Source organism: Acinetobacter sp. 809848, from assembly GCF_000581275.1.
Taxonomy (GTDB): Bacteria; Pseudomonadota; Gammaproteobacteria; order Pseudomonadales; family Moraxellaceae; genus Acinetobacter; species Acinetobacter pittii.
The window spans coordinates 14,177-40,061 of record NZ_JEXG01000016.1 but is presented as its reverse complement, the minus strand read 5'-3'; the positions used below and the strand labels follow the sequence as shown (position 1 = coordinate 40,061).

Below are 25,885 nucleotides of genomic sequence, written 5' to 3'. Positions count from 1 at the left end.
ATATCTAACAATATATTTTAATTAAACCATTCTAAAGTTTTGCAATATTACTTATCTTTCAAAAAGACAATACTGTAAATCGAGTCGTAAAAAATTATGCTTTTAAGTGATCCTCAAACTCTTCACCTAATTGCATCGCTAATGAATTACCTGCTAAATCACAGGTCACTAAACCATATTCTTTTTTAAAACTAAAAGTAAAACCTTTTCCATCAGCAAGATTTTTAACTGAATACCCTAACTTTTCTAACCAAATACGAAACGCAATCAAATTTTTAGCTTTAACAACCTTTTTCACGTGAGAACTCCTTCTATCCGTGGCATTACATCTTATTTATTAATAGGGTTTTAATTAGATTTTTTAAAGGGGGAAAACTTTGTTTTATTTTGCAACTTGTAAAAAAAGTAAGATAGAGAAAGAACAGTTTTCATTTTTATAAAAATATGGTGGTGTTATGTAACTAAAAAATAATAACTTTTTATTTAATGGATTGTTTGTTGGCGTGTTTTTAAGAAAATATAAATTCGAGGGAATTTTTAAAAATATGAATAAATATGAAGATACTAAATGTAAAAAATAATTACGATCAACGTGCACTATGCAAAAAGATACAGTTTTTAAAATGAAACTGTATCTCTTAAAAGGAGAGGCTTTAACTTTAAAAGTTATCTTTAAGTGCACGTAAATGAGCAAAGTCTTCAGCACTTTCTGCACGAAGAAAAGGATTGGTGGCTAATTCGAGTTCAATCGTACTCGGAAGGGTGATTGATCCTTGTTTACGTAGCTCACGAACTTCTTCAGCTCGTTCAGATAAGGCGTGGTTATGCGGCTCTACCGTTAAGGCAAATTCGGCATTTGAAAGCGTGTATTCATGCGTACAATAAACTTTGGTTTGTGTTGGTAGCGCTGCTAAACGACTAAGTGAGTGATACATTTGTTCAGCCGTACCTTCAAATAATCGTCCACATCCCATTGCAAACAAAGTGTCACCGCAGAATACAGCTTCTAACTCTTCAATAAAATACACAATGTGCCCTAAGGTGTGACCTGGGGTCGCGATAATCTCTACTTTTAAATCATTAAATTTTAAATGATCGTCATGTTGTAAGGGGTGAGTAATTCCCGGAATTTTTGAGAGCTCATCACGTGGACCATAGACAGTAATATTTTGGCCAGCCGTTAAATCCGCTACACCACCGATATGGTCTTTATGCCAATGAGTGAGCCAGATTTGTTTTAAAGTGAGTTGATAATTTTGACAAAATTGAGTCACAAGATCAGCTTCTGTTGGATCAACTGCAACAGCCTCTTGGGTTTCAGTATCTTCTAAAATCCAGATATAGTTTTGGAGGGCATTCTGTACATCAATAAAATGAATTCTATAACGCATTGTTTTATCCTAAAACCAAATCCAAAGAATAAGTAATCACTGTTTTCGATAATAACAGAAAATGGTATTAAGCCACTCACTCAACCTTTTTATGAAAACGATGTATATAAAACAAAAAAGCCCCCATTTAGGGAGCTTTTTATATGAGTAATTTAACGGATCTTAGAGAGCCAGTTACCTAGCGTCTGTACAATCTGTACTAAGAGCAATAGAACAATTACTGTTAAAATTACAACGCTTGTATCAAAACGTTGGTAACCATAAGAGATTGCTAAGTCACCAATACCACCTGCGCCCACTGCACCAGCCATTGCTGTTGCACCAATCAAACTGATTGTCGCTGTTGTGAGGTTTAAAATGAGTGAACTGCGTGCTTCTGGCAAAATAAAGCGGTAAATAATTTGCCAAGGTGTAGCACCCATCGCCTGAGCAGATTCAATAATTCCTTCATTTACTTCGAGTAGGGAAGTTTCAATCAAACGTCCCATATATGGACCAACGTAAATTGTTAAAGGGACAATCGCAGCCCATGTACCAATTGAAGTTCCTACCAATAACTTGGTAAGAGGAATCACTGCAATAAGTAAAATAATGAATGGGAGAGAGCGTAACGCATTTACAATTGGGTTGAGTAAATGATAGACGAATCTATTTGGCAAAATACCTTCTGGTCGAGTTACAAGCAAGATAACCCCTTGAATGAAACCCCAAATACCACCAAATAAAAGCGCAAAAAACACCATGTGAAATGTTTCTTGTAGAGCTGTTACAAACTGGTCAATTGAAAGAGAACTGTGCCAGAAAGGTTGAGTAAGTTCAGTTAACCACTGTACGATTAAATCTCTCATACTTGATCTCCTGATTGAACTACACTCACTTCATTTTTCTCTAAAAACTCGATAGCCTGTTTAATCAACTGTGGCTCACCTAGAAGCTGTACAAACATTTGACCAATGACAGTACCGTTAATTTCAGTCATGTTAGCGAATAAGATATTTAAACTAATATCAAATTGTTTAATCAGTGACTGAATTACAGGTTCTTGAGCAGAACGGCCCAAAAACTGTAAACAGTAGATGCTATGGTGATGCTGATTTTCGAGTTGATTTAAAATATTCACAGGCAACTGTTGATGTAACACAGTTTGAATAAAGTTTTTAGTCGTCGGATGTTGAGGATTACTAAAAATATCAATCGTTGAACCTTGTTCAATGACTTTACCAGCTTCCATCACAGCTACATGATCACAAACAGTTTCAATGACATCCATTTCATGGGTCACCATAACGATTGTGATTTTTTGCTCTTGATTGATTTTCTTGAGTAACTCTAAAACAGACTTGGTTGTTTGTGGGTCTAGGGCAGAGGTTGCTTCATCACACAAAAGAATTTTTGGATGATTTGCCAAAGCACGAGCAATACCGACACGTTGCTTTTGGCCGCCAGAAAGTTCATCAGGATAAGCATCTTTTTTATGCTTAAGATCAATGAACTCCAATAACTCATTTAAGCGCTTTTCACGTTCTGCTTTATTGTAATTCAGCAGACACATTGGCATTTCGATATTTTCAGCAACCGTTTTGGTTTGTAGCAAATTGAAGTGCTGAAAAATCATACCAATATTTGCACGTTCCTGACGTAATGAACGCGCATCCAAAGCAGTGAAGTCCTTTTGATTAATGATAACCTGACCTTCATTTGGTCGTTCAAGTAAGTTAATCAGGCGGATTAAAGTACTTTTACCTGCACCACTATAGCCAATAATACCAAAAATACTCCCTTCAGGAATTTCCAAATTAATTTGGTCCAGAGCTCGTATGGTTTGGCCTTTAAGCTGATAGTGCTTTGAAATGTTTTTAAATTGAATCATGTCGTCAAAAACTATGCTAAAAAGAAAAAACAGGCAAAGAGTCTTTGCCTGTTTCGCGTTGCAGCTATTATATTACTATTTAGCTTCCGTGAGGTAGCTGATTGGCTGATTCACGTCAACTTTTGTACCACCAAAGTGTTGTTCAACGTATTTTTTAACAGCTTCAGTGTGGTATAGCTGACCAACTTTCTGAAGAATTGGGTCATCTTTGCGAGATTCAGCTGTTGCAAGGATGTTTACATTCAGTTTAGTGCTTTGGTCAACAGGCTCATAGTAGATAGAATCTTTAAGTACGTTCAGACCACCTTCTAAAGCTAACGTATTACCTAAAACAATTGCATCAACTTCATCTTTTACGCGTACAGCTGTCGCCATTTGGATTGGTTTGATATCAATTTTTTTACTGTTATCTATAATATCGCTTGGTGTGCCTTTAGCAGGGTCGAAGTCAGCTTTAAGTTTAATTAAGCCAGCACTTTGTAATAACAATAATGCACGAGCTTCATTCGCTGCATCATTAGGAATTGCAATGCTTGCACCTTGTTGGAATTCTTCTACTTTTTTATGTTTACTTGAGTAGATCCCCATTGGCTCAAGATAAGTTGTAGCAACTGGAGCAATTTTATCTTTATTTGATGCATTGAAAGCCACCAAATATGCATAAGATTGGAATGCATTTAAGTCAACTTCTTTATTTGCTACAGCTGTATTCATTGCAACATAATCAGTGAAATTTTTCACCTCAAGCTTAACACCAGCAGCTTTAGTTTCTGGTAAAGTCGAAATATAACGCCAGATATCAGCGTCAGAACCAGTTGAGGCAATAACCACAGTTTGAAGTTGTGATGAATCACCACTCTTTCCAGCTTGTGGTTCACTTTGTTGTTTACCGCAAGCTGCAAGTAATAGCACAGACAAGCTTAAAAAAAGACTGATCAGCTTTTTCATGTAAAAAAAGTCCTGATTAAGAGAGATATCAACTATTTAGTTGGCTCTCTAGAAAAGAAAATGAGTTTTGTTGTCACGTCACAAAGTTTTGAATGCTAAAAGTTATAGCTTTTAGGTCTTTTCTAATTCCTCAGATACTTGTTTTACCGTTTTTGATCTGTACTAAATAAAACTATTTTCACAACAGTTCTATCATGAGTTGACAGTCTTTAAGCGATTTCTAAAAGTATTTAATGTTAAAAATAAATATTATCCCTAACAGAATTAGATGATGAGCCTCAATATTTAAAGGCACAATAACTTTGTGGAAAGTTCCAACGCTTTATCTAATCATATCAATAAAAACATATTCAATATAGTGGACATGTTTCGATCTTATTGATTGGAAGTGAATAAAAACTGGGATTTATATAAAATTTTCTGATAAATAAGAATGAAATATAAAAAGCCCTCTTTAATAGAGGGCTTTTTATCAGTTGAGAGTTTTTTACTCAGCTTTTTCTCGTGCAATTGCGCGATAGCCAATGTCACTACGATATTGCATACCTGTAAAGGTTACTTGTCCGCATACTTCAAGTGCGTTAATTTGTGCTTCAAGCACGCTGTCGCCTAGCGCAGTTACACAAAGAACTCGACCACCAGAAGTCACGATGTGACCATCTTCACGAGTTGCAGTGCCTGCGTGGAAAATTTTAGTATCTTCAGGTGATTGTCCAATACCTGAAATTACATCACCTTTGCGTACGCTATCAGGATAGCCTTCGGCTGCAAGTACGATACCGATTGACTTACGCTCATCCCATTCAGCTTCTTTTGGCAAATTGCCAGCAATGCCAGCTTCTACCAATTCAACAAGAGATGACTTTAAGCGCATCATGATTGGCTGAGTTTCAGGATCACCGAAACGACAGTTGAACTCGATCACACGCGGTTGGCCTTGTTCATCAATCATTAAGCCAGCATATAAGAAACCAGTGTAGACATGTCCGTCAGCAGCCATACCTTCAACAGTCGGACGCATGATTTCAGTCATAACACGTTCGAAAATGTCAGAAGTTACCACCGGAGCAGGAGAGTAAGCACCCATACCGCCAGTATTAGGACCTTGGTCACCTTCAAAAATACGCTTGTGATCTTGTGACGTTGCCATTGGTAAAATGTTTTTACCATCAATCATACAAATGAAAGAAGCTTCTTCACCTGCAAGGAACTGTTCAATTACAACACGTGAACCAGCATCACCGAATTTGTTGCCTGCAAGCATGTCATCAATTGCTGCAAAAGCTTCTTCGTTGGTCATTGCAACGATTACACCTTTACCAGCAGCAAGACCGTCTGCCTTAATTACAATTGGTGCACCATTTTTTTCAACATAAGCTTTAGCTGCATCAACTTCCGTAAATACTTCGTAAAAAGCAGTTGGAATGTTATGACGCTTTAAAAAATGTTTAGCAAATGCCTTTGAGCCTTCAAGCTGCGCAGCATATTGAGTTGGTCCCCAAATTTTTAGACCTGCTTCGCGAGCAGCATCTACCACACCATTCACTAAAGGTGCTTCTGGACCAACAATAATAAGTTCAACATTATTTTCTTTAGCAAAAGCGATAATTGCAGGGTTGTCTAAAATATCAAGCTGAACATTAACGCATTTGTCTTCAGTTGCAGTTCCCGCATTTCCCGGTGCAACGAAAACTTGAGTAACTTTGGTATCTTGCGCGATTTTCCATGCCAAAGCATGTTCACGACCACCACTACCTAAAACTAAAATATTCATTTTTAATTTGTTCCTTAACTTTAATCCTTTTCATCCCCCTCTATTCCTCAAGGTGGAGTTAGCTCCATTATTGTGGAAAACCCTCCTGAATGAAAGGAGGGTTAGGGAGGACTAAATTTAAATTAGTGGCGGAAATGGCGCATACCAGTGAACACCATTGCAATACCAGCTTCGTCTGCTGCAGCGATTACTTCTTCATCACGCATAGAACCACCTGGTTGAATGATGCATTTAATGCCAGCTTTAGCAGCATTATCAATGCCGTCACGGAACGGGAAGAATGCATCAGAAGCCATTACAGCACCTTCAACAACCAAACCAGCATGTTCAGCTTTAATGGCAGCAATACGCGCTGAGTTAACGCGACTCATTTGACCTGCACCCACACCAATAGTTTGGCGGTTTTTAGCATAAACAATTGCGTTTGATTTTACATATTTTGCAACTTTCCAAGCAAAGATAAGATCATCAATTTCTTGCTCAGTTGGCGCACGCTTAGTAACTACTTTAAGATCATCTTTAGTGATCATGCCCAAGTCTTGATCTTGAACAAGTAAGCCACCATTTACGCGTTTATAGTCAAGTTGCGGTGCACGTGCATCAATTGCAGGTAACTCGCCACATACTAAAACACGTACATTTTTCTTAGCGCCAGTTACTTCAAGCACGCCATCAGCAATACTTGGAGCAATAATAACTTCAACGAATTGACGCTCTACAATTGCTTGAGCAGTTGCAACGTCTAATTCACGGTTGAATGCAATAATACCGCCAAAAGCAGATTCTGGATCAGTTGCATAAGCTAAATCATAAGCAGCTTTAATGCCGTCTAAAGAAACCGCAACACCACAAGGGTTAGCATGTTTCACGATGACACAAGCAGGTTTTGCGAATGATTTAACACATTCAAGTGCAGCATCTGTATCTGCAATGTTGTTATAAGACAATTCTTTGCCTTGTAACTGTTTTGCAGTAGAAACTGATGCTTCTTTTGCATTAGCTTCGACATAGAAAGCAGCCGATTGATGTGGGTTTTCACCGTAACGTAAATCTTGTGCTTTGTTCAATTGAGTATTGAATGTACGAGGGAATAAGTCAGCTTCACCTTCAGTCTTACCAACGCGAGCGCCTAAGTAAGAAGCGATCATGCCATCGTATTGAGCTGTATGTTCAAATGCTTTAACTGCTAAATCAAAACGTGTTTCATAAGAAAGTGAACCAGCAGTTTTTAATTCATTAATTACAGTGTCGTAATCAGAAGCATTAACTACAATACCTACTGAAGCATGGTTTTTAGCAGCTGCACGAACCATTGTAGGACCACCGATGTCGATATTTTCGATTGCATCAGGAAGAGTACAATCAGGTTTTGCAACGGTTGCAGCAAATGGATAAAGGTTTACAACAACAATATCAATCGGATCGATGTTGTGTTCTTCCATAACTGCTTCATCTAAACCACGACGAGCAAGAATACCGCCATGAATTTTTGGATGTAAGGTCTTAACACGACCATCCATCATTTCAGGGAAGCCAGTATGTTCAGATACTTCTACAACCGCGATATTATTATCTTTAAGCAACTTATATGTGCCGCCTGTAGATAATAGTTCTACCCCTAGAGCTGCAAGGTTTTGAGCAAATTCGACAATTCCTGTCTTATCAGATACAGAAATCAAAGCACGTTTAATAGTCATGATGTTTAATTCAACAATTTCAAGTCTACGGATTAAAACCAATAAGCATAAAAAAATGCCCACGACGTCGTGAGCATTTTATCATTTATTCACTCATTAAACCGTGAGCTTTTAACTTTTTACGTAAAGTGCCACGGTTGAGTCCAAGAATTTCTGCAGCACGCGTTTGATTACCACGTGTATATTCAAGAACTACAGATAAAAGAGGTTTCTCCATTTCTGCTAGCACCATGTCATATACCTGAGATGGTTGCTCACCTTGCAATTGTGCAAAATAATGGCGAACTGCGCGATCCACGTGGATGCGAAGAGCAACATCAGATTGTGCAGTAAAAATAGGAGATTTGCTATTCATGCGAGTTAATCCGAAAATCAAATACTAGCTTGGGTAAAGTAGTATATAAATGTGGTCTAAAAATACGGAGTCCTGTTTTAGATCCTAAAACAGTGACTCTAAAACATAAGAACAATTAGCTTGCCATATTTCTTCGTATTGAATAAAAAATAAGCGTAACAATAATTAAATATTTGTTACAGCCCCCTCAAAAACAAAAAAAGTTAGGCTATGCGCTTAAAGTAGAAAAGCACACATGCTTAACAGTATTTTTTTTGGATTGAGAGCGAGGAGTATATGAGTCAAAGCTTTCGTGGCGCGTATCATACCATTGTCTAGGAAAAAGTGAGCAAATTAACTGCATTTTTTTTTATTTTTTTTTTCACTTTTTTTACATTTTAGGGGTGGACAATTTCTAATCGATAATTTACTAGCCTTTTTTTGCTTTTGTTTAGCTCAAATTGGAATCGGAATGGAGTGTTTGATGGAATACGTTGAATACCCCTTAAATTTTCGACTAGGTATTCTTGAGGAGTTAATATGATTTCCTCTGTTTTGTCTGGCTCTGTTGCAAAAATCAAGTTTAGGTTAGGAAGCTCAATACTTTTATCATTCTGGTTGAGCAATATGCCTGAGAACTGGGTATGGTTCGCATCGATCTTGCGGACTTTTAATTTTTCTATATAGATAAGTTGATAAAGTTCTGCTGATTTGTTGCAGTGCAGTATTTGGCAAACGTAATTAAAAGCATGGCTAACGGTTGGGCTTGCATGCATGAGCTTAGGGTTAAACCAGAGAATTTGAAAAGTAAAAACTAAAATTAAAATAAGGTTGGCAGAGCTCCAGAGCGTATAGTAAAGCCAACTATGCTTTTTATTGTTGTCTTGTTCTTGTGGGGATGCCTGCTCAGCTAAATTAAGATTTGGTAGAGCATTAATAGGTTCATTGTGAAAGTAATTTAAGTTGTTGAGGTAAGTTAAAAGATCAATATTAGAGTTTTCTACTTTTTGGTCAAAGATATCTAATACGTGAGAATGCGTCATATATCTTGTCTGCATTGAACCATTGGCTAGAGTCGTTGAGTTGACCATAACTGGCTGTTCAATATTGATTAGATGGGTTAAGGCATTAAAGCTTGAATTACATTTAGGGCAACAAACCATACCCTGGGCGACAGTCAATTGAGTAAGAGATACTTTATAAACTGTTAAACACTTAGGGCAGCGGGTTTGTTTTTCATTCATGAGTTAAAAATCTCAATTTATTGTTTTACGTTTTCCTGAAATGCGACACCAGTTTTCTTCGCGCTTTTCGACATCTAATATATCAAAAAATTCAGAATAAACACGTGAAACATCAGCAACTTGCTCTTCAATCACACCAGCAAGTGCGAACTCGCCCTCAGATTTGATTAAATTTGCAAATTCAGGCGCAAGCATCATTAAAGGTCCTGCTAAAATGTTTGCAACTAAAACATCGGCTTGTTTAGGTGTGAATTCTTGATCAAACTCTTCAGGAAGACCTACATATAGTCGATCTAATACACCATTAAGCTCTGCATTTTGTTTCGTTGCTAAAACAGCTTGCGGGTCAATATCTGTGGCATATACTTTTTTAGCGCCTAGTAATAAAGCTGCTACGCCTAAAATGCCTGAACCACAGCCATAATCAATCACGATTTTATCTTTAACGTCAGTTTTACCCAGCCATTGTAAGCATAGGAAAGTACTTGCGTGATTACCTGTACCAAATGCAAGACCTGGATCTAACTTAATATTAGTTGCATCCGCTTCTGGGGGCTCTAGCCATTCAGGCACAATCCAGAACTTTTCCCCAATCTGAATTGGCTCATAGTAATCCATCCATGCGCGTTCCCACACTTGATCTTCAAGTTCTTCATGACGCATAGGAACATCTGGAAGTTGAGCTTTTAAGAAAGCTTCTAAAGTGTCGACATCAATTGGGTCTTGTTCGTCTTGTTGATAGATGCCTGTCACAATAACTTTGTTCCATAAAGGTGTTTCACCCGGTAATGGTTCAAGTAAAGCCTGATCTTCAGCATCATCCAGCGTTACGCTTACCGCACCTAGAGACATTAAAAGTGTTTCTGTGAACTCAACTTGTTCTTGATCAACGGTAATGTGTATTTGTAACCACTTCACGAAAAGGACCTAAAAATTTTATTTAAAGGCGTATTGTAGCGGACTAGACCATTTTAAAAAAGAAAGCGGCCCATCTTTAATGGACCGTCTTTGAAAATACTGATGAGATATAGCGGAAAATAAATGACTTCTTCTATACCTATGTCAAAACAGATTAAGGAGCAGGGGCCTTAAATTGTAACTTGCCATTTTCATTTGGTTGGCAAGTACCGTTAAAGGTCACACCATTGTGATTGTAAGAAACCCATTCACCTTGCTGTTTTTTTGCACAGACTCGAATTTGTTTTTGCATTTCGGCTTTGCTCGTGTCAGCAGCATGGGTAAAAGTTACGCCTGAAAAACAAATTAGAGATGCAGTTAAGATTTTTAACATGGTCGTTTTCATTTTGTATTCCTTCTCGTTGCGTTAATTTTAAAGTCATAGAAGTGCTGTACATTTTTTATTCTAAGATGAATTAATTTTAAAAACATTCACTTTGTATTGAATTCATGAAACAAAATGTCAAATCATGTGGCATAGCGTAAATTATGTGAAGACAATTTTGTAATTATGTACATCAATAAGCAGATAATTTTGCTATAATGTTCCGTCTTTTTTTTCTGGTGTTTTTGTACTCATGCACTATCCTAAAGTTTATGATGTTATCGTTATCGGTGGCGGTCACGCAGGTACGGAAGCGGCCCTTGCTGCTGCGCGTATGGGACGACAGACTTTGCTTTTGACCCATAACATTGAGACTTTGGGCCAAATGAGTTGTAACCCAGCAATTGGTGGTATTGGTAAGTCTCACCTAGTCCGTGAAATTGATGCACTTGGTGGTGCAATGGCTCTGGCTGCCGATAAAGGTGGTATTCAGTTCCGTATTTTAAATTCGCGTAAAGGTGCAGCTGTGCGTGCAACACGTGCTCAAGCTGACCGCGTGCGCTATAAAGCTGCTATCCGTGATACTTTGGAAAATCAAGCAAATCTTGACATTTTCCAGCAAGCAGCTGATGATCTGATTGTTGAAGGCGATACCGTTAAAGGTGTTGTTACCCAAATGGGTATTCGCTTTGATGCAAAAACTGTTGTGTTGACTACAGGTACATTCTTGGGTGGTGTAATCCACGTTGGTTTAGAAAAATCAAGCGGTGGTCGTGCGGGAGATCCTCCTTCTATTGCACTTGCTCAACGTTTACGTGAGTTAAAATTACCAGTGGGACGTTTAAAGACTGGTACTCCACCACGTATTGATGCACGTTCAGTTGATTTTTCAGTCATGATTCCGCAGCCGGGTGATTTCCCATCTCCAGTGATGTCATTCATGGGTGATGCTTCTATGCACCCTGAACAAGTAAACTGTTATATCACGCATACGAATGAAAAAACCCACGATATTATTCGTGGTGGTTTAGACCGTTCACCAATGTACACTGGTGTTATTGAAGGTGTAGGTCCGCGTTACTGTCCATCAATCGAAGATAAGATTCACCGTTTCGCTGATAAAGACTCACATCAAGTATTCTTGGAACCAGAAGGTCTAGATACACATGAGCTTTATCCAAACGGTATTTCGACTTCTTTACCATTTGATGTTCAGTTCGAGCTTGTACGTTCAATTCGTGGTATGGAAAATGCTCATATCTTACGTCCGGGCTATGCAATTGAATATGACTATTTCAACCCGCAAGCTTTGAAATTTACACTTGAAACTAAAGCGATTAATGGCTTGTACTTTGCTGGTCAAATTAATGGTACAACAGGTTACGAAGAAGCTGGTGCCCAAGGTTTACTTGCAGGTTTAAATGCTGCGTGTCGTGCGTGGGAGCAAGAAGAGTGGACGCCTAAACGTGACCAAGCTTACATGGGTGTATTAGTTGATGACCTCATTACGTTAGGTACTAAAGAACCATACCGTATGTTTACCTCACGTGCCGAATATCGTTTGATGTTGCGTGAAGATAATGCGGATCAGCGCTTAACTTCTATTGGTCGTGAACTTGGTTTGGTTGATGATGTTCGTTGGGCTGCTTATTGCGAGAAAATGGAAGCGGTTGAGCGTGAAACCTCTCGTTTACAACATTTATGGGCAGCACCAAATAACCCTATGGGTAAAAAATTCGTTGAAATGACGGGTGCTGATTTGAGTAAGGAATGTAGTGCGATTGATTTGCTTAAGCGCCCTAATATCACCTTCGGTCAAATTGCTGAACTTACTGGCTCTGAAGTTTCAGAACAAGTGGGTGAGCAAATTGAAATTGCTGTGAAATATGAAGGTTACATTAACCGTCAGCATGAAGATGTTGCTCAATTAAAGCGTCTTGAAGAAACTAAAATTCCTGCCGACTTTGACTATGATGTCGTGTCTGGGTTGTCACGTGAAATCACGCAGAAGTTAAAAACAGTTCTTCCAGAAACTTTAGCTCAAGCAAGCCGTATTCCTGGTGTTACGCCAGCAGCAGTTCAACTCGTAATGATCACAATTCGTAAAAACAATATGATTAAGAAAACAGCTTAATCATTTAAATGTACAAAAAGCCCATTTATTGGGCTTTTTTATTTTCTATTCAAAAAATATATGGAAACTTCCTAAGGAAGAAAAGAGATTTCGCTTCCTTTTTTTCTTATTTCACATATTTTAAGCCGCCAGTTATATTGAATTCACGTTCAAACAAGAGGGCTTTAACCATGACAATGAAATCAATTCGCTACAATGGATATGAAATGGCATGCCAATGCTCATGTTCAAAATAGCGCAAAAGAAAGAGCAGATCAGTTTTGGTGGGGGAGAATACATTGATCTGAAACAAGTAAAAAAATAAGAACAATATAAAATTAAGAAAATTATAATTCAAAATCTAAAGAGAACCTTACGGTTCTCTTTTTTATATCTATTTATTCTCAGTTTCAATTTCTCGCACAGCATTATGTACTTGTACTGGCTCAATATGCAGTAATTTCTTACCAAAACTACGTAGCCACCATACTAGTTGAGATGTAAAAGGTACAGTCGCTGAAACTTCTACAATATTTTCTTCAAGCGGAGTAATCGTTTGGTCTTTACTTAACTGACTTTCATAAAAGGTTTTAGCAGTTTGCTCTGTCATGGTTAAGGTGAGCTGAATTGATTCAGTTGGTTGGTTATAGTCCACTCTAAAGCCTAAAGCCCCTGAGTCAATATAATGATCAATATCAAAATTAACTGGATGTAGTGCTCGACTGTCTAATACTTTTGCTGATTTAAAACGGTGCAGAGCAAATGTTTGAACTTCAGTTTTGTCATGTCGTGTGCAAATTAAATAAATGACTGCACCTTTTTGTACCAAAGCCAAAGGATTTAAAACATAAGTTCTGTCTTCACCCTGATTGACCCGTGCCCGATAAACACATTCTATTTGCTTGTCTTGGAGCAAACCTTCATAAATTGCTTGTTGAGCATTTCGGTCAACTACAGGTGGAATTAACGGTTGGCTTGCCGGAACAATACGTACACGGTTAATCCACTGTCTCACATTATTTTGAGTAGAGAGACTACGTTTGGCCAAATCGAACCATGGTCCCATCTCATCAAGCAGGCTCGGAGGAAGGAGGTGCTTAAGGTGCTCCTCAACCATCATAAAGGTTACCGCTTGAGAACTTGTCATGTGAGGTAAGCTTTGAATAGGCGCATCGGATTGCCACCGCCAGCCTTGAGGTACGGCTTTATTGCTCTCTATCGGAAAACGCTGAGCAATTTGATTTAAGTCACGCTGAATAGTCCTTAAACTAATATCAATACCTTCACGCTCAAGCATTTCTTGCAATTCTCGAGTCCCGATCCATTTGCCGGTCGGTAGGCGAGACAAGATCTGCCATTGGCGATATAAACTATTCGAAGTTTCTTTTTCTATTACAGACATAAGCGTAATACATCTATATCCAATTGCTTTGGTGTCAACACAATAAAAAATCTTTACAGATTTAGCAAGTTTGTCAGATTCAGTTTATAGCCCATTGGGCAAACGATGATAAGATTTAGAAGAAAGTTATAACAATGATGCCGTACAAGTATTACAGATATATAAGTGGCACTGAAATTGCTTATTTAAAAATGAAATATAGATAAATGATAAGACGAGGTGGTTATGTCAGAACAAGAGCATGAATTACATCTAGATAATGATTTTTTTATACAAGAGCAGACAACAACAGCACTCATTAACCCAACCTCTTTTTTAGAACATATTTCTGTGCAAACCAATTTCTTTGAGCAACTCAAATCACAGTTCTTTAATGAGATGCTTGATGATGTAACATCAAATGGTGCAGCTTCTAAAAAAATTGAACAATGGTTGAGCATCCGTACTTTAGATGAGTTAAAGGAGTTAAATACCCAAGCAAAACAGCATTTTCTTTATCATGGGATTACTTTTAATGTTTATGGCGATAAAGAAGGAACGGAGCGCACTATTCCTTTTGATTTAATTCCAAGAGTAATCGAGAAAAAACAATGGGAAAAAATTGCCTCAGGCTGTGCACAGCGTGTTAAAGCATTAAATTATTTCCTAGATGATATTTATCATGGACAACATATTTTAAAAGAACAAATCATTCCCGAAGAACAAATTATGGGAAATGATGCTTTCCAGCCCCATATGCTTAAACATTCTTTAAAAGGAAAAATTTATTCACAAATTAGTGGGATCGATATTATCCGTGATGGTGAAGGGGAGTTTTTTGTATTAGAAGATAATTTGAGAACACCTTCTGGGGTGTCTTATATGATTGAGAGCCGAAATATTAGCCAGAAATTAATGCCTGAGCTATGTACAGCCAATAATTTACAGGGGATTGAGCATTATCCAAAACTTTTAAAAGAAATATTGCAAGAAAATTCTTCTGCAGATCAACCCTTTATTGTGGTGCTAACACCCGGGCGTTTTAACAGTGCTTATTATGAGCACGCTTTTCTAGCGCGTGAAATGGATGTGCCATTAGTTACAAATCGGGATTTATTTGTAGAAAATGATCAAGTATTTGTCAAAACTATTCGTGGGCGTCAAAAAGTAGACGTAATTTACCGCCGTTTAGATGATGACTTTCTAGATCCTTTAGCATTTCGACCAGACAGTGCTTTAGGTGTAGCAGGTCTTATGTCTGCTTATTTACAAAAAAATGTTGTGATTGCAAATGCACCTGGAACAGGCGTGGCTGATGATAAATCTATCTATCCTTATGTAGATCAAATGATTCAATATTATTTGGATGAAACACCAATTCTAAAAAATGTACCCACTTATCAGTGCCGTAAAGAAGAACACTTAGACTATGTACTCTCTAATCTTGATCAATTAGTCGTTAAGGAAGCACAAGGTTCGGGCGGATATGGCATGTTGATTGGACCTAAAGCAAGCTCATGCGAAATTGATGAGTTTAGAAAAAAATTGATTGCGATGCCTCATATGTATATTGCGCAGCCTACCTTAGCTTTATCTGTCGCTCCAACTTTAACTACGGGAGGAGTAGCGGAACGTCATATTGATTTGCGTCCATTTGTATTGAGCTCACCTTATCGTACAGAGATTGTGCCTGGTGGCTTAACACGTGTGGCCATGCAGGCGGGTTGTTTAGTTGTAAATTCGTCTCAAGGTGGCGGTATAAAAGATACATGGGTTGTTGAAACATTACATTCCTGATTGTGGGTTAAAGAGGAACTTTATGGTTTTACTCAATTCGAGTGCGCATCAAATATATTGGTTGGGTCGATATTTGATGCGAGTTAAATTTGCAGCCTCTCATTTACCCTTTACAGAAGATGAGAAAGCAACAAGATTTGCAGCAGCATTTGGTTTGGTCATAGAAAATGCTGAATTACTAAATCACTATATGTTAGACAAGAAGCAAACATTTTCATTACTGAACCAGCTCATTATTGCTAAAGATAATATTCAGGAACTAAGAGGTATTTTGTCATCACATGCTTATGCAGAATTAAATAATGTGATTAATACGCTTCAAGCTCAACCTGATGCATTGAGTAAAGCAGTCGAACAATGCACGCAAATACTAGAAGTGGAACATGAAGACGTTCGTTTATTTCTGCATTTAGGCCAAAAAATAGAGCAATTTGATATAGAACTGCGTTTTGGAGAAGATTTATCTGTTCTCATATCAGAGCTAGATATAGTGGTGCAACAGCTCGCTAATTTGAATTGGGAAAATATAAATGAAAATTGGCAAGCGCTAAAGCAGCAACTTATGTGGGACGCTTACTATACTTTTACACAGCAGTTGGAAAATATGTTTGAGGGCTGATTATGAAATTGATGGTTAATCATCAAACGCATTATAGCTATACTGAAACTGCTCGGAACAGCATTCAGTATATTAAAATGATGCCTCAAACATCGCCTCACCAACATGTTATGAATTGGGCAATTAGCGTGCCGGGTGATAAAACAATAAAGAGAGATATATTTAACAATGTATGGATGACGGCTAGTCAGCGTTATCCATACCAACATCTTACATTTATGGCCCAAGGAATTGTTGAGCTTCAAAATATAGAACTAGGTTGTGTAGATCTCTCTACACCTACTAATTTGTTTTTGCAGATGACAGGTGCAACCCGATGTGATACGGAAATGTTGGACTTTGCAAAAAATATTGTGGTGAATAAAGACCGACAACATATTGCATTATTAAGCGAAAATATCTTACAGAAAATACTTTATCAGCCTGAAAGTACTTCGGTTCAGACAACTGCGATCGAAGCATTTCAAGCTGGACAAGGTGTATGCCAAGATCATGCTCACATTTTAATTGCGATGTGTCGTGCGCTACAATTACCTGCACGTTATGTCTCTGGTTATCTATTTGATCAAAACTATCCGCACCTGGCCAGTCACGCTTGGGCGGAGGTATTTTTAGAAAATCAGTGGTATTGTTTTGATGTAAGCAATCAGTTGTTTACACCCAAACATCATATCTACCTTGCAGTAGGACGTGACTATCTCGATGTGGCACCTATTCGTGGCGTAAGAGAGCAAGGTGGAGTTGAGAACATGATGTCTGTGGTTCAAGTGTTGGCATGTTGAATGTAAAGAGAATGAAATGACCTATTGTTGTGCGTTAAGATTGGAACAAGGTTTAGTGTTTATTAGTGACACAAGAACCAATGCAGGAGTTGACCATATTTCTGTGTTCCGAAAACTGCATACTTTCGGCGTTACCGGAGAACGTTTTATTGCCTTGCAAACTGCAGGTAACTTAGCAACAACGCAAGCTGTTATAGGTCATTTGCAAAATGCCCTGACTTTGCAGCAAGAGCCTAATCTATATAGTGTTAATACGATGTTTGAGGCGGCTGAACTAATTGGAAAAACCTTAAAAACTGTTTTAGAGGATATTAGTTCGGACACTCAAGAACAAATGAATTATGCCTGTAGTATTTTGGTGGGTGGGCAGATTAAGGGTGGTGACATGCAACTTTATAATGTCTATCCACAAGGCAATTTCATTTGCGCAACTACAGATACACCTTATTTTCAAATAGGTGAGAGTAAATACGGGAAGCCTATTCTGGATCGAGCTTTATATTATGCAATGCCACTAGATGATGCATTACGTTGTAGCCTGATTTCTTTTGATTCGACTTTGCGTTCAAATGTTTCTGTTGGCTTACCACTTGATGCATTGGTCTACATTAAAGATAGCTTTGTTATCCCCATGGGAAAACGAATAACCGAAGATGATCCTTATTTCTCACAGATTAGTAAACAATGGTCAGATACTCTTCGTCGGGGTTTACAGGAAATGCCAAAGCCTACAGATGATTACTGGCGATAAATTTTGAATGTTTAAATAAAAAAAATCCAAGCATGCTTGGATTTTTTTTATATTTTATTATTTAAGTACTTTTACGAGTGGGGCGATTGCTTAATCGACAGAGTAATTCATATCCTATCGTTCCGTTTGCATCCGCAACATCATCAACTAAGCGATGTGGACCCCAGAGTTCAACTGGAGTGCCTAATTTTACTTTCATGCCTGTCACGTCGATTGCAATCATATCCATACTCACTCGCCCTACAACCGCACAGGGTTGTTTATCAATAGCGACATAGTTCGGTTTAATATAAGCTCGTGGATAACCATCACCGTAACCTATAGAAACAATTGCAATATCCATTGCTTGAGTGGCACAGAAAGTTGATCCATAACCGACATGTTCATTAGTTTGAATATGGTTGAGTGCAATTACTTCTGCTGAAAAAGTCATCACTGGTTTTAAGTCAAGATCATGGACTGTTTGATCTGCAAAAGGTGAGGCGCCGTAAAGCATGATACCCGGACGAACATAATCAAAATGTAACTCTGGCCATTTATAAATAGCAGCAGAATTACAGCAAGAAGCTAACACTGGATCACAAGCTTGTTTAACTTGTAGAAATTGTTGTTTTTGTTGCTCGTTAAGTGGATGGTCTACATCTGCATTTGCGAAATGCATTGCAAGTACACAAGTAAATCCTTCAGATTTTAAAGTCTTAATAACTTCAATAACTTCTGGATTTTTAAAACCTAACCGGTTCATCCCACTATTAAGTTTAACCCAGACTTTTAAACCTTGATTGATGTACGCTTGTTTGTGTTTAATCAACCATTCAAACTGTTGTTGATGGTGAATGATACATTCAAATTTTTGTTTAATTGCAATTGGCATTTCATCTTCAGAAAATACCCCTTCAATTAAAGTGACAGGTTGTTGAAATCCTAATTCACGAATTTCCAAACCTTCTTGTAGGCAGGCGACACCAAAGGCATCTGATGCATTTAAGGCTGCTAAACAGTCTTTGATTCCATGTCCATAAGCATTGGCTTTTACCATACTTACAATTTTTGAATTTGTTGCGAGTTGTTTGACACGGTTTAAGTTATATTGAAGTGCATTGCGGTCAATATAAACTGTTGCTTGGCGCACCCTCATTTACTCCTTTGGGCTAGAGATAGAGCTTATTCTTCATCATCATATTGGCTGTAATACTCAGGAGAGAGATTACTAAATCGAGTATATTGACCTTCAAAAGCAAGACGAACTGAACCAATTGGACCGTTACGCTGCTTACCAATAATAATTTCTGCAGTGCCGGCCTCTTTTGACTCTTTGTTATAAACCTCATCACGGTAAATAAACATAATTAAGTCGGCATCCTGCTCGATCGCACCGGATTCACGTAAGTCGGACATTACAGGGCGTTTATTTGGACGGTTTTCCAGACTTCGGTTAAGCTGAGAAAGTGCAATAACAGGACATTGCATCTCTTTCGCCAATGCTTTTAAGCTACGAGAAATTTCTGAGATCTCGCCTACACGGTTATCACCCATGCCCGGGACTTTCATGAGCTGCAAGTAATCGACCATGATACAACCGATTTTACCATCATGCATTTTGGCAACACGACGAGCACGGGCACGAAGTTCAGTTGGAGGTAGGGCTGATGAGTCATCAATATACAAATGCATTTGCTGAAGCTGCAAAATTGTACCAGTCACCTTGGTCCATTCATCTGCATCGAGGTTACCAGAGCGTAAATGTCCTTGATGGACTTTACCCATTGCGGAAATAAGACGCATCGCAATAGAGTCTGCTGGCATCTCCATTGAAAAGACCAGAGCAGGTAACTTGTTATATTGCAAAACACTCTCAACCAAATTCATGGCAAAAGTAGTTTTACCCATTGATGGGCGTGCAGCAACGATAATTAAGTCACCAGGTTGCATACCAGATGTTTTATTATCAAGTTCTAAGAAGCCAGTCGTTAAACCTGTAATATTGCCATCTAATTTTGAAAGCTCATCAAGCTTACTAATTACGTCTGCGGTAACAGAACTAATAGATTTAGGACCAGCATCTTTTTTATTGTTATTGTGCTGTTCTGCTAATGAGAAAATACTTGTTTCAGCTAAGTCTAAAATTTCACTTACACCGCGGCCTTTCGTGTCATAAGCATTTTGCAAAATTTCAGTACTAACTTTAATCATGCTACGAAGCGTAGAAAACTCTTTAATTTTAGTGGCATAAGTTTCTAAGTTATAGAAACTTGAAGGTGAGTCAGCCATGAGCTGCATTAAATATTCTTCGCCACCGATAGCATCAAGTAAATTTTGTTTTAAGAGCCAGTCACTTACTAAGACAGCATCATAGGGTGAGTTTTCTTGTGCTAATTTCTCGATTGCACGAAAAATATATTTATGGCGAGTCGCGTAAAAATCATTTTCTTTGAGTACATCGTTAACTTGTTCGAAAGATTCGGCAACTGTCATCAGGGCAGCTAGCACAGCTTGTTCAATAGCTAAATTGTGTGGGGGAGTGCGAAACTCTTTAAGTTGGCCTGATTCACTCGTTTTATTTTCTGTTGGAGATGAAAGCGCTAAAGAAGTGGCATTCGCCTGAGACATAATTAGACCTGATGATAAAGAAAGGTGTACACAAAGAGGCTGTAAAGCCGAGAACTATCTTAAAACAAAATTAAATAAACTACCTAATTAAAAAACCAATTAAACTGAAGAACTGATCAGGAATTAATATATCTTATTTTAAAATTTGAAACATAAAAAAAGAGCATGCAAAAGCATGCTCTTTTTTTGATGAGAAATTACTCAGATACGATAGTAACGAGAACTTCTGCAACAACATCATGGTGCAATTGGATTGCGATGTTGAATTCACCAGTGTGACGAAGCGCGCCATTTGGTAAACGAACTTCTGCACGGTCAACTGTAAGACCAGCATTCGTTAATGCGTCAGCGATGTCACGAGTACCGATAGAACCGAAGAGTTTACCTTCGTCACCAGCTTTAGCAGTGATAACGATGTTAACTTCATTCAATTGTTCAGCACGTGCTTGAGCAGCAGCTAAAACTTCAGCTTCTTGCTTCTCAAGTTCAGCACGACGAGCTTCAAAAGCAGCAGTGTTAGCTTCAGTAGCTGCAACTGCTTTACCTTGAGGGATAAGGAAGTTACGGCCGTAACCAGCTTTAACTGATACTTTATCGCCTAATTTACCAAGGTTCTTAATGCGTTGTAATAAGATAACGTCCACAGATCACCTCACTTATGGTTGTCAGTGTACGGAATCAAAGACAAATAGCGAGCTTGTTTGATAGCAAGTGCTAATTGACGTTGATAACGAGCTTTAGTACCAGTGATACGGCTAGGAACAATCTTGCCGTTTTCAGTGATGTACTGTTTTAAAGTGTCGATATCTTTGTAGTCGATGTACGCAACATTCTCAGCTGTAAAGCGGCAGAACTTGCGACGACGGTAAAAACGTGCCATTGATGTTCTCCTTATTCAGCTTCTTGAGCAACTTGCTGTGCTTCTTCGCGTTGAGCTTTACGCGCACGCTTTTCTTCAGCACTCTTAGCAAGCAATGACTCTTCAGTGATTGCGTGTTCACGACGGATGATAAGGTTACGAATGATCGCGTCGTTATAACGGAATAATTCTTCTAACTCATCAAGCGTAGTTTGACCACATTCAACATTCATAAGAATGTAGTGCGCTTTGTGAATTTTGTTAATTGGGTAAGCCAATTGACGACGGCCCCAATCTTCTAAACGGTGAATTTGACCTTCAGCTTCTTTGATCTGAGAGATATAGCGTTCAACCATACCTACAACTTGATCGCTTTGGTCTGGGTGTACCAAAAGTACGATTTCGTAATGACGCATTGTCAGCTCCTTACGGTTTAAACAGCCCCTAATAAAAAAATTAGAAGCAAGGAGTCATAACTTAATAAGTTATGTCGCAAAATTTGCGAAGGCTGAATTATAGGTAAAAGTTCGACTAAAAACAAATCTTTTGATCAGAAAAGTAAAACTTCTTTACTATAAAGAGGAATCCTCTCTTGTTTAAAAGAGAGGAAGATTTGGAGCAGGGGATTGATAGGTAAAGCTAAAGCTCAAACTTAACAGGGTAATTAATATGACCGAGTACAGGAAAAAACGTTTAGCCCACAATTGATCATTTTCGGCTTTAAATCCAATAACTGATAAATATAACCAATATGCAGTCAAAGCATTAAAGGTAATTAAAAAGAATACATTGGTATAGCCAAAACAATATAACCCATTCAAAACAGCTGCAAATAATAGGATATATATTACACATTCAATTTTCGTACGATAAATAGAACGTGCTACAGGCAAAATTGGAATTCCCGCATTTTTGTAATCATCAAAACGATAAATTGCAATTGCCCAAGAGTGAGGCATTTGCCATAAAGCGTATGCTAAAAACAAAAGCAAGGCTGCCACATCAAATTGATGAGTTACTGCTGTATAACCAATAACAGGAGGGCTCGCTCCGGAGATACTACCAATGACGGTTTGATGGATTGAGGTGCGTTTGGTCCACAAACTATAAAAACCGACATAGACAATAAAACCAATCATTGCAAACAAAAATGCATAACCATTTACACCGAACCACAAAATGCTAAAACCAATTACTCCAAGCACTAATGCATATATCAGCGCAACAGTAGGAGAGATTGTTTTTTTAACTAGTGCGCGGTTTTGTGTGCGCTGCATCTTTGTATCAATATCTTGATCTATAACATTATTAACCACACAACCAGAAGCTACAACTAAAGTTGTTCCAAGTAGGGTGAGAAGTAATAATAAGATGTCTATAGAGCCTTGGGCGGCTAAGAAAAAGCCGCCCAAGGTGGTAATGAAATTACCGAAGAGAATTCCTGGTTTAGTCAGGAATAGATATTTTCTCAACATGACAATCAGTTTAGATCATCATATTGTAGTGAAGGTAATTCATAATCCACACAGAACCGATTAAAAGTACGGCGATACATAGGATTGTGTAGATGAATGCAATCATATTCCAACGTTGTTCAGATGATGTATTCATGTGTAGGAAGTACACAAGTTGTACAAGAACCTGAGCAACCGCAGTGATTGCAATCACTGTAACTAAAAGACCACGACTGAAACCACCCGCCATCACCATCCCGAAAGGGATGATGGTGAGGATAACAGAAAGGATAAATCCAACAGTGTATTGCTTAAAGTTACCGTGTGACGCACCAGCAGCATTATGCTCATGACTACTCATTAGAGAACTCCCAGTAAGTAAACGACGCTGAATACACAGATCCAAACGATGTCAAGGAAGTGCCAGAACAAGCTTAAGCAAGCAAGACGACGTGTATTCGGTAAAGTCAAACCTTTAGTTTTGATTTGATACATTAATACTAGCATCCACACTAAACCAGAAGTTACGTGGATACCGTGTGTACCAACCAAAGTAAAGAACGATGATAAGAATGCACTGTGAGTTGGACCATGGCCTTCATGTACAAGGTGATGGAATTCATAGACTTCCATTCCAATGAACGATGCACCAAAAAGGAATGTAATAAATAACCAAGTGATAACTTGATTTACATTCTTTTTATAAGATGCAAGTACAGCAAAACCAAAGGTTACCGATGAAATCAATAAGGCAAATGTTTCAGTTAACACGAAGCCTAATGAGTCATGGAATAGGTCATATGCGCTTGGAGTGCCTGCTGGAACATGACTGCTTAATACAGCGAACGCAATGAAGAGTGATCCGAAAAGAATCAAGTCACTCATCAAGTATGTCCAGAAACCAAAAACCGTTAAGTCGGTATCATCATGTTCATGATGACCGTCATGGCCGTGGTTGTCGTGATGAAGTACTTCAGCCATTTCCTTAGTCCTTCTTCAAGTGTTTTTCAAGTAAAGCATAGCGTTCGTTTTCAATACGCTCAACTTCAGCAGCAGGAACGTAGTAGTCAACATTCTTAGTGAATGAGCTTACGATCAAGCTAACAACAGCTGCAACGAATGAAACAACAACGAGCCACCAAATATGCCAGATGAGTGCAAAGCCAAGAAGAGTAATGAACATTGCAATGACAAAACCAGCAGCACGATCAGTCGGCATGTGGATGTCTTCATATTTAGTGTTACGTGCGTATGCTACACCATTTTCTTTGTCAGTCCAGAAACGGTCGATACCGCTTGCATCTGGTTCATGTGCAAAGTTGTAGAATGGAGCAGGGGAAGAGGTCGCCCATTCAAGCGTACGAGCATCCCATGGATCGCCAGTAAGGTCCATGTTGTCTTTGCGTTGTAAGAAACCAACGATGATTTGCATTAAGAAACATGCAATACCAATCGCAACAAGAACAGCACCAAATAATGCAATCGCAAGGTACGGATCCCATTCAGGGTTGTCATATGTATTCAAACGACGAGTCATACCCATGAAACCAAGGATATAAAGTGGCATGAATGCAAAATAGAAACCAAAGAACCAGAACCAGAACGCAGCTTTACCCCATGCTTCGTTGAGCTTCCAACCAAACATTTTTGGCCAGTAGTAAATGATGCCGGCAAACATACCAAACACCACACCACCGATAATTACGTTATGGAAGTGAGCGATCAAGAATAATGAGTTGTGTACCAAGAAGTCCGCAGGTGGAACAGCCATAAGTACACCAGTTAAACCACCGATACCGAATGTTACAAGGAAGCCAAGCGTCCATAACATTGGAGTAGTAAAGGTGATGCGACCTTTATACATGGTGAATAACCAAGAGAAGATTTTAACACCAGTAGGAATCGCAATAACCATGGTCATGATACCGAAGAACGCGTTAACGTTCGCACCAGCACCCATGGTGAAGAAGTGGTGAAGCCATACAACAAACGCAAGAACAGTAATCGCGATAGTTGCATACACCATAGACTTGTAACCGAACAACGCTTTACGAGAGAAGGTTGCAACGATTTCTGAGTATAGACCAAATGCTGGTAATACCAAGATATATACTTCAGGGTGACCCCATGTCCAGATCAAGTTCACATAAAGCATTGGGCTACCGCCAAGCTCATTTGTGAAGAAATGGAAGCCGAAGTAACGGTCTAGAGTAAGCATTGCAAGTGTACCTGTTAATACAGGGAATGATGCAATGATTAATACAGCCGTACAAAGTGAAGTCCACGTGAAAATAGGCATGTCCATTAATTTCATGCCCGGTGCACGCATTTTGATGATGGTAACGAAGAAGTTAACACCAGATAAAAGCGTACCTAGACCAGAAACCTGAAGTGCCCAGATATAGTAGTCGACACCTACACCAGGAGAATATTGAATGCCAGATAGAGGAGGGTAAGCCATCCAACCAGTCGCAGCAAATTCACCTAACACAAGTGAAAGCATCATCAAACCAGCAGCACCAGCGAATAACCAGAAGCTTAAAGAGTTCAATAATGGGAAAGCAACGTCGCGAGCACCAATCTGTAAAGGTACAGAGATGTTCATCATACCTACAACGAGACCCATTGCTACGAAGAAGATCATGATTACACCGTGTGCGGTGAAGATCTGGTCATAGTGGTCAGGATGTAGATAACCTTCGCCGCCGCCTTTAGCGAGGAAAAGTTGTAAACGCATCATGATCGCATCGGCGAAACCACGCAGAAGCATGACAACAGATACGATGATATACATGATACCAATCTTTTTATGGTCTACCGTAATAAACCACTCATTCCACAAATATCCCCATTTTTTGAAATAGGTGATACCGCCAAGCACTGCAATTGCACCAATTGCCATAAGGACCATGGTGACAAGTACGATTGGCTCTGTCGGGATAGAGTCCCAACCCAGTTTACCAAAAATCATATCCATGT

General features: G+C 38.6%; 26 protein-coding genes. 5 read left to right on the top strand and 21 right to left on the bottom strand.

The genetic code is table 11. From position 1 onward, the window contains the following. Positions 1–94 precede the first annotated feature (94 nt). The 11 genes from J536_RS14550 to J536_RS14500 all read right to left on the bottom strand — a co-directional run bounded on the left by J536_RS14550 (position 95) and on the right by J536_RS14500 (position 10,561). The gene (locus tag J536_RS14550) at positions 95–298 is read right to left on the bottom strand and encodes a hypothetical protein (protein ID WP_002119766.1); all 204 of its coding nucleotides are present in this window, start codon (positions 296–298) and stop codon (positions 95–97) included. 361 nt (positions 299–659) lie between these two features. Further along, on the bottom strand, positions 660–1,391 hold the full coding sequence (gene gloB / locus J536_RS14545) for a hydroxyacylglutathione hydrolase (protein ID WP_005068466.1): 732 nt from the start codon (positions 1,389–1,391) through the stop codon (positions 660–662). 152 nt (positions 1,392–1,543) lie between these two features. Continuing rightward, positions 1,544–2,239 (bottom strand): methionine ABC transporter permease, encoded by a 696-nt coding sequence (locus J536_RS14540; protein ID WP_002119707.1) that lies wholly within the window; start codon positions 2,237–2,239, stop codon positions 1,544–1,546. Next, on the bottom strand, positions 2,236–3,261 hold the full coding sequence (locus J536_RS14535) for a methionine ABC transporter ATP-binding protein (RefSeq protein WP_032063203.1): 1,026 nt from the start codon (positions 3,259–3,261) through the stop codon (positions 2,236–2,238). Before J536_RS14535 ends, J536_RS14540 begins: the two co-directional genes overlap by 4 nt. Positions 3,262–3,336: 75 nt before the next feature. Next, complete coding sequence (locus J536_RS14530) at positions 3,337–4,209, bottom strand: MetQ/NlpA family ABC transporter substrate-binding protein (protein ID WP_032063202.1); 873 nt, start codon at positions 4,207–4,209, stop codon at positions 3,337–3,339. Between the two features lie 487 nt (positions 4,210–4,696). Then, positions 4,697–5,983: a phosphoribosylamine--glycine ligase gene (purD, locus tag J536_RS14525; protein ID WP_002119643.1), complete on the bottom strand. Its 1,287-nt coding sequence runs from the start codon at positions 5,981–5,983 to the stop codon at positions 4,697–4,699. 122 nt (positions 5,984–6,105) lie between these two features. Continuing rightward, a complete protein-coding gene (gene purH, locus J536_RS14520) occupies positions 6,106–7,680 on the bottom strand; it encodes a bifunctional phosphoribosylaminoimidazolecarboxamide formyltransferase/IMP cyclohydrolase (protein WP_032063200.1) in 1,575 nt (524 codons plus the stop codon). 85 nt (positions 7,681–7,765) lie between these two features. Beyond that, a complete protein-coding gene (gene fis / locus J536_RS14515) occupies positions 7,766–8,035 on the bottom strand; it encodes a DNA-binding transcriptional regulator Fis (RefSeq protein WP_001086304.1) in 270 nt (89 codons plus the stop codon). Positions 8,036–8,412: 377 nt separating this feature from the next. Then, complete coding sequence (locus J536_RS14510) at positions 8,413–9,258, bottom strand: zinc-ribbon and DUF3426 domain-containing protein (protein ID WP_032063199.1); 846 nt, start codon at positions 9,256–9,258, stop codon at positions 8,413–8,415. A 12-nt stretch (positions 9,259–9,270) separates the two neighbouring features. Next, entirely contained in the window at positions 9,271–10,176 is a 906-nt protein-coding gene (gene prmA, locus J536_RS14505; protein ID WP_032063197.1) for a 50S ribosomal protein L11 methyltransferase, read from the bottom strand. A 154-nt stretch (positions 10,177–10,330) separates the two neighbouring features. After that, positions 10,331–10,561, bottom strand: a complete 231-nt coding sequence (locus J536_RS14500; RefSeq protein WP_002119672.1) for a hypothetical protein — start codon at positions 10,559–10,561, stop codon at positions 10,331–10,333. 232 nt (positions 10,562–10,793) lie between these two features. On the opposite strand from J536_RS14500, the gene mnmG reads away from it, so the two are divergent. Next, positions 10,794–12,674: a tRNA uridine-5-carboxymethylaminomethyl(34) synthesis enzyme MnmG gene (mnmG, locus tag J536_RS14495; protein WP_032063196.1), complete on the top strand. Its 1,881-nt coding sequence runs from the start codon at positions 10,794–10,796 to the stop codon at positions 12,672–12,674. 373 nt (positions 12,675–13,047) lie between these two features. Here the strand turns inward: mnmG and J536_RS26010 are convergent, their stop codons facing one another. Beyond that, positions 13,048–14,055: a helix-turn-helix transcriptional regulator gene (locus J536_RS26010; RefSeq protein WP_002119763.1), complete on the bottom strand. Its 1,008-nt coding sequence runs from the start codon at positions 14,053–14,055 to the stop codon at positions 13,048–13,050. 225 nt (positions 14,056–14,280) lie between these two features. On the opposite strand from J536_RS26010, the gene J536_RS14485 reads away from it, so the two are divergent. From J536_RS14485 to J536_RS14470, 4 genes are read left to right on the top strand one after another with little or no spacing between them, the layout of a single operon-like run. Continuing rightward, positions 14,281–15,831, top strand: a complete 1,551-nt coding sequence (locus J536_RS14485; RefSeq protein WP_032063194.1) for a circularly permuted type 2 ATP-grasp protein — start codon at positions 14,281–14,283, stop codon at positions 15,829–15,831. 22 nt (positions 15,832–15,853) lie between these two features. Further along, positions 15,854–16,450 carry an alpha-E domain-containing protein gene (locus J536_RS14480; protein WP_002119585.1) on the top strand — a complete coding sequence of 199 codons (597 nt, stop codon included), beginning with the start codon at positions 15,854–15,856 and terminating at the stop codon, positions 16,448–16,450. 2 nt (positions 16,451–16,452) lie between these two features. Next, on the top strand, positions 16,453–17,232 hold the full coding sequence (locus J536_RS14475; protein ID WP_002119692.1) for a transglutaminase family protein: 780 nt from the start codon (positions 16,453–16,455) through the stop codon (positions 17,230–17,232). Positions 17,233–17,248: 16 nt separating this feature from the next. After that, on the top strand, positions 17,249–17,983 hold the full coding sequence (locus tag J536_RS14470; protein ID WP_002119721.1) for a proteasome-type protease: 735 nt from the start codon (positions 17,249–17,251) through the stop codon (positions 17,981–17,983). Positions 17,984–18,044: 61 nt separating this feature from the next. On the opposite strand, the gene alr is transcribed toward J536_RS14470, so the two are convergent. The 9 genes from alr to cyoB form a co-directional block, all read right to left on the bottom strand. Further along, positions 18,045–19,115 carry an alanine racemase gene (gene alr / locus J536_RS14465; RefSeq protein ID WP_080776749.1) on the bottom strand — a complete coding sequence of 357 codons (1,071 nt, stop codon included), beginning with the start codon at positions 19,113–19,115 and terminating at the stop codon, positions 18,045–18,047. A 32-nt stretch (positions 19,116–19,147) separates the two neighbouring features. After that, the gene (gene dnaB, locus J536_RS14460) at positions 19,148–20,593 is read right to left on the bottom strand and encodes a replicative DNA helicase (RefSeq protein ID WP_002119718.1); all 1,446 of its coding nucleotides are present in this window, start codon (positions 20,591–20,593) and stop codon (positions 19,148–19,150) included. Between the two features lie 197 nt (positions 20,594–20,790). Continuing rightward, positions 20,791–21,237, bottom strand: a complete 447-nt coding sequence (rplI, locus tag J536_RS14455) for a 50S ribosomal protein L9 (RefSeq protein WP_000382591.1) — start codon at positions 21,235–21,237, stop codon at positions 20,791–20,793. 8 nt (positions 21,238–21,245) lie between these two features. After that, positions 21,246–21,473 (bottom strand): 30S ribosomal protein S18, encoded by a 228-nt coding sequence (rpsR, locus tag J536_RS14450; protein ID WP_000090661.1) that lies wholly within the window; start codon positions 21,471–21,473, stop codon positions 21,246–21,248. Positions 21,474–21,484: 11 nt separating this feature from the next. Continuing rightward, positions 21,485–21,868: a 30S ribosomal protein S6 gene (gene rpsF, locus J536_RS14445; RefSeq protein ID WP_002119610.1), complete on the bottom strand. Its 384-nt coding sequence runs from the start codon at positions 21,866–21,868 to the stop codon at positions 21,485–21,487. Between the two features lie 180 nt (positions 21,869–22,048). Further along, the gene (gene cyoE, locus J536_RS14440; protein WP_002119614.1) at positions 22,049–22,927 is read right to left on the bottom strand and encodes a heme o synthase; all 879 of its coding nucleotides are present in this window, start codon (positions 22,925–22,927) and stop codon (positions 22,049–22,051) included. A 10-nt stretch (positions 22,928–22,937) separates the two neighbouring features. After that, on the bottom strand, positions 22,938–23,267 hold the full coding sequence (locus tag J536_RS14435) for a cytochrome o ubiquinol oxidase subunit IV (protein ID WP_000094534.1): 330 nt from the start codon (positions 23,265–23,267) through the stop codon (positions 22,938–22,940). Next, positions 23,267–23,887: a cytochrome o ubiquinol oxidase subunit III gene (cyoC, locus tag J536_RS14430; protein WP_002119759.1), complete on the bottom strand. Its 621-nt coding sequence runs from the start codon at positions 23,885–23,887 to the stop codon at positions 23,267–23,269. Before cyoC ends, J536_RS14435 begins: the two co-directional genes overlap by 1 nt. A gap of 4 nt (positions 23,888–23,891) precedes the next feature. Next, positions 23,892–25,883 (bottom strand): cytochrome o ubiquinol oxidase subunit I, encoded by a 1,992-nt coding sequence (cyoB, locus tag J536_RS14425; protein WP_005068497.1) that lies wholly within the window; start codon positions 25,881–25,883, stop codon positions 23,892–23,894. Positions 25,884–25,885: the final 2 nt, after the last annotated feature.

Bases quoted from the DNA above. Each gene is read 5' to 3' on its own strand.
- gloB (WP_005068466.1), bottom strand. From the start codon at position 1,391: ATGCGTTATAGAATTCATTTTATTGATGTACAGAATGCCCTCCAAAAC.
- J536_RS14540 (WP_002119707.1), bottom strand. From the start codon at position 2,239: ATGAGAGATTTAATCGTACAGTGGTTAACTGAACTTACTCAACCTTTC.
- J536_RS14535 (WP_032063203.1), bottom strand. From the start codon at position 3,261: ATGATTCAATTTAAAAACATTTCAAAGCACTATCAGCTTAAAGGCCAA.
- J536_RS14530 (WP_032063202.1), bottom strand. From the start codon at position 4,209: ATGAAAAAGCTGATCAGTCTTTTTTTAAGCTTGTCTGTGCTATTACTT.
- purD (WP_002119643.1), bottom strand. From the start codon at position 5,983: ATGAATATTTTAGTTTTAGGTAGTGGTGGTCGTGAACATGCTTTGGCA.
- purH (WP_032063200.1), bottom strand. From the start codon at position 7,680: ATGACTATTAAACGTGCTTTGATTTCTGTATCTGATAAGACAGGAATT.
- fis (WP_001086304.1), bottom strand. From the start codon at position 8,035: ATGAATAGCAAATCTCCTATTTTTACTGCACAATCTGATGTTGCTCTT.
- J536_RS14510 (WP_032063199.1), bottom strand. From the start codon at position 9,258: ATGAATGAAAAACAAACCCGCTGCCCTAAGTGTTTAACAGTTTATAAA.
- J536_RS14500 (WP_002119672.1), bottom strand. From the start codon at position 10,561: ATGAAAACGACCATGTTAAAAATCTTAACTGCATCTCTAATTTGTTTT.
- mnmG (WP_032063196.1), top strand. From the start codon at position 10,794: ATGCACTATCCTAAAGTTTATGATGTTATCGTTATCGGTGGCGGTCAC.
- J536_RS26010 (WP_002119763.1), bottom strand. From the start codon at position 14,055: ATGTCTGTAATAGAAAAAGAAACTTCGAATAGTTTATATCGCCAATGG.
- J536_RS14485 (WP_032063194.1), top strand. From the start codon at position 14,281: ATGTCAGAACAAGAGCATGAATTACATCTAGATAATGATTTTTTTATA.
- J536_RS14480 (WP_002119585.1), top strand. From the start codon at position 15,854: ATGGTTTTACTCAATTCGAGTGCGCATCAAATATATTGGTTGGGTCGA.
- J536_RS14475 (WP_002119692.1), top strand. From the start codon at position 16,453: ATGAAATTGATGGTTAATCATCAAACGCATTATAGCTATACTGAAACT.
- J536_RS14470 (WP_002119721.1), top strand. From the start codon at position 17,249: ATGACCTATTGTTGTGCGTTAAGATTGGAACAAGGTTTAGTGTTTATT.
- dnaB (WP_002119718.1), bottom strand. From the start codon at position 20,593: ATGTCTCAGGCGAATGCCACTTCTTTAGCGCTTTCATCTCCAACAGAA.
- rpsR (WP_000090661.1), bottom strand. From the start codon at position 21,473: ATGGCACGTTTTTACCGTCGTCGCAAGTTCTGCCGCTTTACAGCTGAG.
- rpsF (WP_002119610.1), bottom strand. From the start codon at position 21,868: ATGCGTCATTACGAAATCGTACTTTTGGTACACCCAGACCAAAGCGAT.
- cyoE (WP_002119614.1), bottom strand. From the start codon at position 22,927: ATGTTGAGAAAATATCTATTCCTGACTAAACCAGGAATTCTCTTCGGT.
- J536_RS14435 (WP_000094534.1), bottom strand. From the start codon at position 23,267: ATGAGTAGTCATGAGCATAATGCTGCTGGTGCGTCACACGGTAACTTT.
- cyoC (WP_002119759.1), bottom strand. From the start codon at position 23,887: ATGGCTGAAGTACTTCATCACGACAACCACGGCCATGACGGTCATCAT.
- cyoB (WP_005068497.1), bottom strand. From the start codon at position 25,883: ATGGATATGATTTTTGGTAAACTGGGTTGGGACTCTATCCCGACAGAG.